Source organism: Stenotrophobium rhamnosiphilum (assembly GCF_003052265.1).
Lineage (GTDB): Bacteria > Pseudomonadota > Gammaproteobacteria > Nevskiales > Nevskiaceae > Stenotrophobium > Stenotrophobium rhamnosiphilum.
This window is the reverse complement of the sequence record NZ_QANS01000005.1, coordinates 265,480-277,700: the sequence shown is the minus strand read 5'-3', so window position 1 is coordinate 277,700 and position 12,221 is coordinate 265,480. Positions and strand designations below refer to the sequence as shown.

Below are 12,221 nucleotides of genomic sequence, written 5' to 3'. Positions count from 1 at the left end.
TGCGATGAATTGTAGGGTGGGTTAGCCGCAGCGCGGCGTAACCCACCAGCTTTTACACGCTTCTTGGCTGCTGCCTGCTCTGATTGAGATGGCGTCTTTCGCGCTGTAGCGCGAGTTACTTTTCTTTGCGTGCCCAAAGAAAAGTAACCAAAAGAAAGGGCACCCTGCGACTACGCCGGAACAAAAGACGTTCCCCCGCGGCCACTCCGTGGCGTTCGCTAGGCAATGAGTGCCACTGGCACTCATTGAAATCCCTAGCTCACTCTCGCACTGATCGGGGTGCATGACAGGCCATCCATGGCCTGGCTGCACGCTCGGCTCCTGCCTCGCCCGACGCAAGCGTCGGCATTTAACCGATCAGTGCTGTGATGCTCGGCGTTGTCGAAGGGAACCCGGTACAGCAAAGCCACTTGTACATCGCATCAGCAAGCGAGCGAATGAGCCGTGATGCAGCGATTAATGTGATCAAAAGTGCCGCCAACACTTTTACTGTTCTCAAGCACAGAAAGCGCCATTGAGGAGACTCTCTCCCCATTCACAGCAAGAGTCGCTTTGCTTTTGATGTCGGGCCCCTTCGGCAGCGCCGAGCATCGCAGTCTTGGTCGGTCATAGCCGCGCGAATAGCGCGGGCGAAGGCAGGATGCCGAAGCGTGCGTGTCTGGACAGGGATGTCCTGTCACGCACCCCGGCCAAGACGAGAAGCGCAGGGAACTCCCACGTCTTTTTGTGGGAGCGCGTACGCAGGGTGTGTTTTCTTTGGTTACTTTCTTTGCACAAGCAAAGAAAGTAACTCGCACGCCGTGCGAAACACGACGCCTCAATCAGAGTAGGCCTTAGCCCGCGAAGCGCGCTCCAAGCTAAAAGCCATCAGTGATGAGTCTTGATTCAGAGAAATAGTTTTAATTAGTTATCTTAATTAAATTAAGTAAATAATTAGTAACATTATAAAAAGCAAAAATAAGCTGCTCCCGAAAGCCAAAATCCGCATCAAAAAATGAGAAAATAGCGGCCGTTTCTCGCCCGTATCCAACGGGCGCCGACCCTGAAGGATCGCAATGTCCCTTTCCGTACTCCCCGGCGCTGAGTGTCTCTCGGCTTTTCGTGTCGCTCGTTTGCTCGAAAGTCTGCGTCCGCAGGCCCCTGGATTGGCGGATGTTCGCGCCATCGAGTTCTTCCTTGTCGACGCTGAAGGCGTTACCGAGTCCGATCTGCGTGTGTTGTTGGGCGAAGGTTTGGCGATGTTGCCGCCAGCGGAGCTGACGCTTTTCGTCGTGCCACGCGTCGGCACAACGTCGCCTTGGTGCAGCAAGGCTACCGATATCGCTAGGGTCTGCGGACTTGGGGTTAACCGTATCGAGCGTGGGCGTGCTTATCTGTTCAGCGGCATCCAGTCGCTGCCGCCCGCCGCATTGGCAGAGTTACATGACCCGATGATGGAATCGGTGTTGGTCGATGCATCCGAGCTGCATCATGTATTCGATGCCCAGCCGCGCCGCAGCTTGCGTACCGTTGATGTACTCGCTGGCGGTAAAGCCGCACTTGAAGCAGCGAACAAAGATTGGGGTCTCGCGCTCTCTGGCGAAGAGATGGCTTATCTCGCCGATCACTACACGCGCAGTGCTAAGAATCCGACTGACGCTGAGTTGATGATGTTCGCGCAGGTCAACAGCGAACATTGCCGCCACAAAATTTTCAATGCCGAGTTCACCGTCGATGGCGCGGTGCAGCCGTTGTCTCTGTTCCAGATGATCAAAGAGTCGTACAAGGCTAATCCTACTGGTGTGCTGTCGGCGTATTCCGATAACTCGTCAGTGATTGAAGGTCATGAAGCGACGCGCTTTTTCCGCGATCCTGATCATGTCTGGCGTGGTCACGATGAGCGCGTCGATATTTTGATGAAGGTCGAGACGCACAATCACCCCACCGGTATCTCGCCGCATCCTGGCGCAGCAACCGGTAATGGCGGTGAGATTCGTGATGAGGCCGCAACCGGTCGCGGCGCGAAACCGAAAGCGGGGCTTAGCGGCTTCACGGTTTCCAATCTACGCATTCCTGAATTTAACCAGCCTTGGGAAAAAGATCTCGGCAAACCGCCTCGCGTTGCGAGCGCACTGCAGATCATGCTCGACGGCCCCATTGGCGCCGCTGCATACAACAACGAATTTGGTCGCCCCAATCTCAATGGTTATTTCCGCACGCTGGAAATGCTGACGCCAGATGGTCGCAACCGTGGTTATCACAAGCCCATCATGATCGCAGGCGGCTACGGCAATATCCGTACGCAGCATGTCGACAAGATGGCCGTCACCGTTGGCGCGCGCCTCGTAGTGCTCGGCGGCCCGGCGATGTTGATTGGTCTGGGTGGTGCAGCAGGTTCGTCAATGGCTACTGGCGCGCAGACGGCCGATCTTGATTTTGCTTCGGTGCAGCGTGCTAACCCTGAGTTAGAGCGCCGCTGTCAGGAAGTCGTTGATGCTTGCTGGGCGCTTGGCGAGAAGAATCCAATTCTCTCGATTCATGACGTCGGTGCAGGTGGTATCTCCAACGCACTGCCGGAACTCGTGCATGCGGATGATCGCGGTGGTCACTTCAAGCTGCGCGATGTGCAGAGTGCAGATCCAGCGTTGTCGCCAATGGAAATCTGGTGCAATGAATCGCAAGAGCGCTACGTGCTCGCGATTGCACCCGAAGGTATCGCGGTGCTGGAGCAAGCTTGCGCACGTGAGCGTTGCCCGTTTGCAGTCGTCGGCATCGCAACCGTTGAGCAGCAGCTGATTGTTGAAGACACGCTTGATGGTTCTTTGACCGTGAACATGCCGATGCCAGTGTTGCTCGGCAAGCCACCTCGCATGCAGCGCAATGCGCAGCGTGCGCCGTCGAAATTTCCAGCGCTTGATACCAGCAAGATCAAACTTGAAGACGCTGCTGAACGCGTTCTGCGTTTGCCAACGGTGGCTTCCAAGAACTTCCTGATCACGATCGGCGACCGCACTGTCGGTGGTCTCACTGTGCGTGATCAGATGGTGGGTCCTTGGCAGGTGCCAGTTGCAGATTGCGCTGTTACCGCGACTGCATTCACTGCAACGACGGGCGAAGCGATGAGCATGGGCGAACGCCCGCTGCTCGCGCTGCTCAATGCACCAGCTTCTGGCCGCATGGCGGTAGGCGAGGCGATCACGAATATTGCTGCTGCAAGCATCAACAAACTTTCTGATGTACGTCTGTCTGCAAACTGGATGGCCGCCTGCGGTCAGAACGACGAAGATGCACGCTTGTTTGATACTGTTCGCACTGTCGGTGCCGAGCTGTGCCCTGAGTTGGGTATTGCGATTCCAGTGGGTAAAGATTCGCTGTCGATGAAAAGTGTCTGGCAGCAGAACGGTGAGACGCGCACGCAAACGTCACCGCTGTCAGTCGTTATTTCCGCCTTTGCGCCAGTCGCGGATGTGCGCAAGAGCCTGACGCCGCAGCTACGCACGGACGCAGGTGACACGCGCTTGATCCTGATTGATCTGGGCAATGGCAAGAATCGTTTAGGCGGTTCTGCATTGGCGCAGGTTTATGGCGAAGTCGGCGATGTGGCACCAGACCTTGATCAAGCGCAGCAACTGAAAGCGGCGTTTGATGCGGTGCAATCGCTCAATGCTGCTGGCCGTGTGTTGGCTTATCACGATCGTTCTGATGGCGGCTTGTTCGCAACGCTTTGCGAGATGGCATTTGCGGGTCATGCAGGCGTTGATGTCGCGCTCGATACCTTGGGCGCTGATGTCATTGCTGCGCTCTTCAACGAAGAACTCGGCATGGTTCTGCAGGTTCGCGCTGCGGATGTCGAAATTGTTTTGGCGCAACTGCGTGCTGCACAGTTGTCTATTCATGATATTGGCGCAATCGCTGCTGATGACAGCGTTCGTTTCACGCAGGCAGGCAAGCAGGTTTATGCCGCTGAACGTGAAATGCTGCACAAGCGCTGGGCTGAAACCAGCATGCGTATCGCGGCACTGCGTGACGAACCAGATTGCGTCAGCGAAGAATTCGCTAACGTCGGTGCTGCGAGCGATCCGGGTCTCAACGTTCAGTTGAATTTTGATCCGAACGTTGCGCCAAACATCCTTAAATCACGTCCACGCGTTGCGATTCTGCGTGAGCAGGGCGTCAACGGTCAGACCGAAATGGCTTGGGCGTTTGATGCGGCAGGCTTTGAATCAGTCGATGTGCACATGACCGATGTGTTGAGTGGCCGCGTGCAGCTCAATGACTTTAACGGTCTCGTCGCTTGTGGCGGCTTCTCATACGGCGACGTACTCGGCGCAGGGCAGGGTTGGGCGAAAACCATTCTGTTCAACGCACGTGCGCGTGATGAGTTCCAGAATTTCCTCGCGAACAAAGACAAGTTCGCGCTTGGTGTCTGTAACGGCTGTCAGATGTTCGCTGCACTGAAAGACATCGTGCCGGGCGCGCAGAACTGGCCCGCATTCCGTCGCAATCGCTCGGAGCAATTTGAAGCGCGCTGGACGATGGTAGAAGTCGTCGAGAGCAAATCACTGTTCCTTGCTGGCATGGAAGGTTCACGCTTGCCGATCGCCGTTGCACACGGTGAAGGTCGCGCAGTGTTCAGTGCTGAAGGGCATCTGGATGCCATGGTTGATGCGCAGCAGGTGGGCCTGACCTTTGTCGACAACTTCGGCAATGTTGCTGAGAGCTATCCGCAGAATCCGAACGGATCGCCAGCTGGTCTCACCGGTATCTGCAACGATGATGGTCGCGTCACCATCATGATGCCGCATCCTGAACGTACCATCGCTGGCGTCACCGGTAGCTACTGGCCGCAGGCGAACGGACAATTTACGCCTTGGATGCAGATGTTCAAGAACGCTAGAAAGTGGGTCGGCTGATATCAATAAAAAAGGCGTGTCGCACAAAATGCGACACGCCTTTTCGCTTCTCAGATTGCTGAATCAGCGAATGTCGATATTGAATCGTGGAATTGGTGAAGTATCCGACGTCTTTGACTCGCTTGAATCTTCCTTCGCTGCGGGCGCTGGCGCTGAATCGCCATCATCTTCATCATCAAGCTCATAGCTTTCACGTGGCGGATTGCCGTCGTAAACCAAGCTTTGGCGACGTTGCAGATAAGCGCTACGGATAAAGACGTAACGATCAAACTGTTGTTCCAACACACTGTCTGCGCTTAGCAGATCGGCACGCGTTTTGATTGCGCTAGCTCCGGTCATCGCAAGATTGATTGTTGAATCGCCGACGTAGGTCAGCGGATCTGTGGTGATGCCGATGGCGCGCCCGGTCAGGTCTCGGTTACTGCTTGGACCAAAGAACGGCAGCATCAGATACCAGCCGGGGCCAACGCCCCAATAGCCGAGCGTCTGGCCAAAATCTTCATCGTGTCTGACCAAGCCGACCATTGTCGCGGGATCAAGGAAGCCACACAGACCAAAGGTCGAGTTCATCACAAAGCGTGTCAGATCAAGGCCGCTCTGTTTGAACTTGCCTTGCAGTGCGCTGTTAACAACGACGGTGGGATAGGAGAGGTTCGAGAAGAAATTGCGAACGCCGTTGCGCACTTCTTCAGGCACTGCTGCGACGTAACCCTTGGCAGCGGGGCGCGCAACGAAGTTATCGAGTTGTTCGTTGAAGCTATAAAACGCGCGATTGACAGGCTCCAACGGATCGCTGGGCTCATCGATTGGACTGTGCGCGCATGCGCCAAGCATGACACTGATCAGCAGCATCAAACTGCGTGACAGAAATTTGGTGTTCCCCATTCGCATCCCCAGACCTACCCCGATTTTTTTCAGGCCAGAGTCAGGATCTCATCTAGCCCAAAAAAACTCAGGAGGCTGCGAATCTGCTCATTGGCGCCTGTCATTCTAAGCTGAACGCCGCGCGCCTGCGCGCGACGGTTCAGCTCAAGTAACAGGGAGATGCCAGCACTATCGGCCCGTGTGACGCCGGAAAGGTCCAGCGCACCGCTGGCAATCAGCGTGTCAGCCTGCGGTAGCAGTGCTGAGACCGTTGAAAAGCTCAGTGTGGTGGGTAGTGTGGTCATCGAGTTCGCCATATTGAGGATTAGGACTTCGGCTTGGCCGAATACTCGCCCGATTCCATGCGAGTAATGACGCTGTCGAGACCGTTCTTCTTGATCTCTTCATTGATCTGGCTGCGGAAGTTGATCACCAGCGAAATGTTCTCAACGGTGATGTCATAAATCTTCCATTCGGTGCCATTCAAGCGCATTGCAAAGCCAACCGGTACAGGCTGTTTACCAGTGCGCAGCAGCGTGGAGCTCACGGTGACGTCAGTTGCATCTGCGGCCATACGCAGCGGCTGCCAGCTAACCTTTACAGAGTCGAAGTTATCCAGCATCGCGTTAGCGTATGAGCGGATCAGCATGTCTTTAAATGCGTTCTGAAAGCGCGTGCGCTGATCATCGGTTGCGGTTTTGGCGTTGCGGCCCAGTACGAGACGGCCGATATAAGGCACGTCGAAAAGCGGCACAACAACGTCGTTCACTGTTTTGTAATACAGCTTGCTGTCGGCTTTGTACTTAACGTGGTTCGCGGTCAGCAACTGCAACAGCTGCGTCGTCGCGTCTTGTGCAACCTGATCAGGCGCTTTAGGAGCAGCAGCGTGTGCCGTCATCGACATCAACGCGGCGCTAAGCAACAGGATAAGTTTTTTCATTTTGCGTCCTTCTCCGGGCTTTTCGAGGCCTGGCTAGTTAAAAATTGGCCAATGATGTTTTCAAGTACCAAGGCTGACTGCGTGAACTTCAACTTTGAACCTTCTTTAAGCGATTCTTCAGCGCCACCGACATCAATGCTGACGTACTGCTCGCCGAGCAAGCCGGCGGTGAGAATTTTGCCGCCGCTGTCTTCCGGAATCGTGTTGTACACATCCGAAATTTCCATCGTGGCAACTGCTTCAAAACTATTCGGGTCAATCGTGATGCTCTTAATTCTGCCGATCTTCACGCCCGCCAACTTCACTGCGCCGCCGGTCTTCAGGCCACCGATGTTCTGGAAGGTGGCCGTTACCGTGTAACCCTTGCCGCCTTCCACACTGGTCAGGCTTGCAACTCTGAACGTCAGAATAAATACGGCAGAGACACCGAGGCAGACAAAAAAACCGACGAGAATTTCTAAAGCTCTGGATTGCATGTTGACCTGCCTGCCCTTAATGGAACATGAATGCGGTAAGAATGAAGTCGAGTGCGAGAATCGCAAGTGACGACACCACAACGGTTGAAGTAGTTGCCCGCGATACGCCTTCTGAAGTCGGGGCCGCGTGATAGCCCTGATAGACTGCGATCCAACTGACGGCGGCGCCAAACACTGCGCTCTTGACCAGACTGTCGCGGACATCTTCCCAGTGAAGACTGGAGTGAATCTGTGACCAGTAAGCGCCGTCATCGACGCCGAGTAGATTGACGCCGATGGCATGGCCGCCAGCAATGCCGATGGCCATCATCGCGAAGATCATCGAGAGCAGCGGCATCGCAATCAAGCCCGCAACAAAGCGCGGCGCGATCACGCGTTTAATCGGATCAACCGCCATCATCTCCATGCCGGAGAGCTGATCGGTGGCTTTCATCAAACCAATTTCTGCAGCGAGTGCCGAGCCTGCGCGACCAGCAAACAATAATGCGGTCACAACCGGACCAAGTTCGCGCACGATAACAACCGCAACAAATACACCGAGTGATTCAGCAGCGCCGAAATCAACCAGCGTGCGATAACCCTGCAGCGCGAGCACCATGCCGACAAAAGAGCCGGAGATCACGATGATGATCAGCGACATCACGCCGACGGTATAAAGCTGTTGTATCAGCAGGCGCGGGCGCAACAGTGCGCTGGGGATTGCGCCAATGATCGACAACAAGAAGAACTGTGCACGGCCGAGGCCCTGCAACATGTCAGTAATGATGCTCATGCTTCCCTTCATGCTTTCTTGCCTTTATTCATGAGGTCATCTGCATAGGCAGCGGCTTTGTAGTGGAATGCCACCGGGCCGTCCGGTTCACCGCGCAAGAACTGCTGTACGTAGGGTGAATCGCTATTACGAATCGAATCGGGTGTGCCGCTGGCCAGCACTTTGCCACTCGCAATCACGTAGGCGTAATCACTGATCGACAGGACTTCTTCAACGTCGTGTGAGACGACGATTGAGGTCAGGCCCAGCGCATCATTTAGGCTGCGGATTAAGCGCATCAGCACGCCCATCGAGATGGGATCCTGACCCGTGAACGGTTCGTCGAACATCACTAGATCAGGGTCGAGCGCAATCGCGCGAGCGAGGCCCACGCGTCGGCTCATGCCGCCTGAAAGTTGTGATGGGAAAAGATCGCGTGCGCCGCGCAGGCCCACAGCTTCAAGTTTCATCAGCACAAGATCGCGGATCATGCTTTCTGGCAGATCAGTGTGCTCGCGCATCGGGAAAGCGACGTTCTCGAATACGCTGAGATCCGTCAGCAGTGCGCCGTTCTGAAACAGCATGCCCATGCGCTTGCGTAGCTCGTACAGCGCTTTGCGACGCAGCGTGTGTACATTCACGCCATCAAATTCGACCGTGCCAGCCGCAGGCTGCCATTGGCCGCCGATGATGCGCAGCAGAGTCGTCTTACCCGTGCCCGACGGTCCCATGACAGCAGTGACTTTGCCACGTGGAATGTCGATATCGACGCCGTCATAGATGACACGCGGCCCATGGCTAAACTTTAGCCCGCGGACGCGTACCAGTGCGGCATCATCTGAAACTGAAGTTGTCATGGACGGCGAGCATTCTTATTGGATGTGGATTGTCGCGGGTCTTGCTTGTGTAACCCTGATCTAACGTCTTGTGGCCTAAATTCAAGATTACAAGACGCAATCTTACTCAGGTCGCCTGAATGACGCATTAATCTGGTGTCGCGACTTGCTTGTCTCTATACGTAATCAAACGCTGAGCAGATGAGGTGCGCTACTTGAAGTCAGCCTAGCAAACGCAATTATGCACTTGCCATAGCCGATAATTTTATGCATAGTCTACGCATCAAGCCACGCTTCGGGGGATGCGGTGTCGGGAAACGATCTGCCAGAAGCAGAGGCGAGAGAGATACTCGCCCTCGAAAAATTTATGTCGCCTGATGATCTGTTTTGGACGCCCTCCCCAAATCAAAGCGCGCAGATGATTTTTTCTACGCCAATTGTGGACGCCAATGGAATTTCAATCCGCGGGTTGATGCTTGAACTTTCATATAGAGACCCGCCGCAATTCGATGACTGTAAATACGGGTTCACAATCCTTTCTTTCCCCAGAAAGCGCGCTATTCAATTGGAAGTAATCCCGACGGATCACAGAGGCCACAATGGCGGCGATGAACCTGATTGTTATGGCCCGCACCTGCATTTAGGCAAACATGTTGAAGAAATTAGAATCGGGAACCTTGATTGTAAACATCACGAAAGTTGGTTCAGAGAATTTCTGAAAATTGCAAATATCGGGTATGGTGGAAGATACCGCGGCCCGTTTGATGGAAGATTGATTTAATGTCTTGCGCAGACCTTTTCAACCGAATGGGATTTGAATGCCTAGAAAAATCTTCTGGTGTTTATAGGGTTTTCACACCCCTAAGCTTTTCTGACGGAGAGCCAATTTCACTTTATTACATTGAAGAGAGGGGCATGGTTCGCATTTCTGATAATGCCGATACTCTTTTTCATTTAAGAAGCATCGGCATGGACGTCAGTGATAGAAAAAAATGGAAGGGAGTGGGTCAGATAATTTCCACTTTTGGAATGAAGTTAGAACATAGCGGTGAAGTTACTGGAATCGCTGTAGCGAACGGCGCAGCCGGACTTGTTTCACGCTATATCGGGGCTATGTTGGCCATAGCAGATCTTGAAAGAGAAGTGTTTGGCGTCGGCCCTGAAATGACAGACTTCATCGATGAGGTCGAAGGCCATCTTAAATTATGGCGACCCAATGAAGAATTGATCCGCAACTGCCATGCTGTTGGACATTCAGGTCGTTCTCATGATTTTAATTTCAGGATGTCAGATGAACTGATCGATGCCGCGCGGCCACACTCAGGAAAAACAGGGGCCATTCTCAGAAAGGCTGCCGACGTTCAGAACTCTTCGCTTAGAGTTTCCATAATGGTCGTTATGGATGATCGTTTCGATCCGGAACGTGCCAGAGCTGAATCAGACATCCTTTCAACCTTGGTAAAAGTTCTTCCATTTTCCAGGCTGACGAATAATCTTTCTGGCGCTCCTCCTGTGACGCATTGATATGACAACTCAAGACAAATTCAGCGAAGAAGAAACATCTAAACGCCGCGATGAAGCTCTACGCAAAGCATTAAGTACGCCCCCAACACCGCTCAAGCCTTCTAAGGCGAAGCCCAAGAAAGCAAAAGCCCGCTAAATGCGGGCTTTTGTTTATTCAGTCCAATCCATCCGTATCAATTCAAAGATACGAGAGGCCTCACCCTCAGTTAAGGGTCTTCCCCGTTTGAGAACCTTGGAGCATGAGGCGCTTGCCTTCTGCGCCCCGAATCGCTTTCAATGTGCGGGCTTCATCATTGACGCCCAAGGCTGCACGGTTGCTATAACGGAAATCGAACTCTGCGACATAGCGGTGTAAGTGCTGTTCGCCGCAGTGCTGGTAAACGCCCTTCATGCCGCGCTTAAACACGCTGTAGAAGCCTTCTACGGTGTTGGTGTGGACATTGCCACGCACATATTCACCCTTGCCGTGGTGAACCGTTGAATGGCTCTTAAAGACGTTTCCAAGATGCTTATAAATCGGAGCTTCGTCAGTCACTACGCGAGTCTCACGATCAATGTTTGCACGAATGATCGGCAGCACATCAATGTGTGAAGTGCCTTCAACGTGGAAAGAGCGGGACTCGCCATCGCGCTCAACAAGGGTAAGCACTGCGTGCTTATGGGCTGCGCCAGTCCTTACCTTCGCGCCTTTCTTCTTGCCGATATACGTCTCGTCAATTTCGACAACCTTGCCATTGCCGCCAAGAGGAGGAGCCATGCCACCCGAGCGCATTGCCTCGCGGATGCGGTGAACCATGAACCACGCAGTACGGTAAGAACCAAGGCCGAGCATGCGCTGAATCTGCAATGCGCTTATGCCTTTCTTGCTGGCGCACATCAGGTGAAACGCCAGAACCCACTTGTTAAGCGGGATATGGCTAGATTCCATTACCGTGCCATTGGTCACGGTGAACGCACCACGGCATGAATTGCACTGGTGCAAGCCTGCGCGATGGCTCTCGCCCTGCATCTTCGTGACCGCTTCGCACTCGCCGCAATGCGGGCAGAATGGCTTACCGTTCCAGCGGATCATCTCAAGATGTTCGCGGGCTGCGGTTTCGTCAGTGAAGATTGGGAGAGTTAAATCAGTCATGGCAGTTCTCTATTCAGTGAGGTTATTTTCCTCCCGAACGTCTGCTATGTCAAGTGCATAATCCCGCTAGCAAAGATTGTTTTAATTTATTAATTTAAAATTAATTAATAAGTTAAATAAAAATATGTGATTGCGATGTGCGAGGGCAAACGTCAGAGATCAAATTGCTCAGCTTGTGTAACCCAAGGCACGCAACAGTGCGATTTCAAGATCTGCATTCACGCGTGCCAAATCACTGGGGCCGCCAAGAGTCGACACTTGAGTCATATGCAGGCCTTCATAGCCGCAGGGATTAATGCGCGAGAACGGCTCCATATCCATCTTCACGTTCAATGAGAGGCCGTGATACGTACGGGCACTGCGAACGCGCAAACCTAATGAAGCAATCTTGTCGCCTTTCACATACACGCCCGGTGCGTCGCGACGTGCAGCAGCTTCGATGTTGTAGCCCGCAAGCGTCGCGATGATGGCGTCTTCGAGTCGTGTCACCAGACTACGTATGCCGTAGCCACGACGTTGCAGATCAATCAGGAAGTACACAACAGATTGGCCAGGGCCGTGATACGTCACTTGGCCGCCACGATCTGACTGCACAACGGGAATATCGCCGGGCAGTAAGAGATGTTCAGGTTTCCCAGCTTGGCCCTGTGTGAACACCGGAGGGTGTTCAAGAAACCAAATTTCATCCGGCGTTTCTTCTGTGCGCGTTTGGGTAAACGTGCGCATGGCTTCGAACGTTTCGGCGTAAGGCCGTAGTCCAAGTTGGCGGATGATGGGAGAGCTCATGTGCGGATTCTACAGAAACA

The 12,221-nt window shown here is 53.7% G+C and carries 11 protein-coding genes; 3 read left to right on the top strand and 8 right to left on the bottom strand.

Annotation, left to right across the window (positions count from 1 at the left end):
* Positions 1 to 1,055: 1,055 nt before the first annotated feature.
* A complete protein-coding gene (gene purL / locus CJD38_RS14215; RefSeq protein ID WP_107941019.1) occupies positions 1,056 to 4,892 on the top strand; it encodes a phosphoribosylformylglycinamidine synthase in 3,837 nt (1,278 codons plus the stop codon).
* A gap of 63 nt (positions 4,893 to 4,955) precedes the next feature.
* Here the strand turns inward: purL and CJD38_RS14210 are convergent, their stop codons facing one another.
* From CJD38_RS14210 to CJD38_RS14185, 6 genes are read right to left on the bottom strand one after another with little or no spacing between them, the layout of a single operon-like run.
* A complete protein-coding gene (locus CJD38_RS14210) occupies positions 4,956 to 5,777 on the bottom strand; it encodes an MlaA family lipoprotein (RefSeq protein ID WP_240783636.1) in 822 nt (273 codons plus the stop codon).
* Positions 5,778 to 5,806: 29 nt separating this feature from the next.
* A complete protein-coding gene (locus CJD38_RS14205; RefSeq protein WP_206363009.1) occupies positions 5,807 to 6,061 on the bottom strand; it encodes an STAS domain-containing protein in 255 nt (84 codons plus the stop codon).
* Positions 6,062 to 6,081: 20 nt separating this feature from the next.
* A complete protein-coding gene (locus CJD38_RS14200) occupies positions 6,082 to 6,696 on the bottom strand; it encodes an MlaC/ttg2D family ABC transporter substrate-binding protein (RefSeq protein ID WP_107941017.1) in 615 nt (204 codons plus the stop codon).
* On the bottom strand, positions 6,693 to 7,172 hold the full coding sequence (gene mlaD, locus CJD38_RS14195) for an outer membrane lipid asymmetry maintenance protein MlaD (RefSeq protein WP_107941016.1): 480 nt from the start codon (positions 7,170 to 7,172) through the stop codon (positions 6,693 to 6,695). Before mlaD ends, CJD38_RS14200 begins: the two co-directional genes overlap by 4 nt.
* A gap of 16 nt (positions 7,173 to 7,188) precedes the next feature.
* The gene (gene mlaE / locus CJD38_RS14190; protein WP_240783635.1) at positions 7,189 to 7,944 is read right to left on the bottom strand and encodes a lipid asymmetry maintenance ABC transporter permease subunit MlaE; all 756 of its coding nucleotides are present in this window, start codon (positions 7,942 to 7,944) and stop codon (positions 7,189 to 7,191) included.
* 8 nt (positions 7,945 to 7,952) lie between these two features.
* The gene (locus CJD38_RS14185; RefSeq protein ID WP_107941014.1) at positions 7,953 to 8,780 is read right to left on the bottom strand and encodes an ABC transporter ATP-binding protein; all 828 of its coding nucleotides are present in this window, start codon (positions 8,778 to 8,780) and stop codon (positions 7,953 to 7,955) included.
* Positions 8,781 to 9,066: 286 nt separating this feature from the next.
* On the opposite strand from CJD38_RS14185, the gene CJD38_RS14180 reads away from it, so the two are divergent.
* Both CJD38_RS14180 and CJD38_RS14175 read left to right on the top strand, forming a co-directional pair.
* On the top strand, positions 9,067 to 9,540 hold the full coding sequence (locus CJD38_RS14180; protein ID WP_107941013.1) for a hypothetical protein: 474 nt from the start codon (positions 9,067 to 9,069) through the stop codon (positions 9,538 to 9,540).
* A complete protein-coding gene (locus CJD38_RS14175) occupies positions 9,540 to 10,283 on the top strand; it encodes a DUF1828 domain-containing protein (protein WP_107941012.1) in 744 nt (247 codons plus the stop codon). Before CJD38_RS14180 ends, CJD38_RS14175 begins: the two co-directional genes overlap by 1 nt.
* A 202-nt stretch (positions 10,284 to 10,485) precedes the next feature.
* On the opposite strand, the gene CJD38_RS14170 is transcribed toward CJD38_RS14175, so the two are convergent.
* Positions 10,486 to 11,415: an IS1595 family transposase gene (locus tag CJD38_RS14170; RefSeq protein ID WP_107941011.1), complete on the bottom strand. Its 930-nt coding sequence runs from the start codon at positions 11,413 to 11,415 to the stop codon at positions 10,486 to 10,488.
* A gap of 168 nt (positions 11,416 to 11,583) precedes the next feature.
* Entirely contained in the window at positions 11,584 to 12,201 is a 618-nt protein-coding gene (lipB, locus tag CJD38_RS14165) for a lipoyl(octanoyl) transferase LipB (RefSeq protein WP_107941010.1), read from the bottom strand.
* Between the last annotated feature and the right edge of the window lie 20 nt (positions 12,202 to 12,221).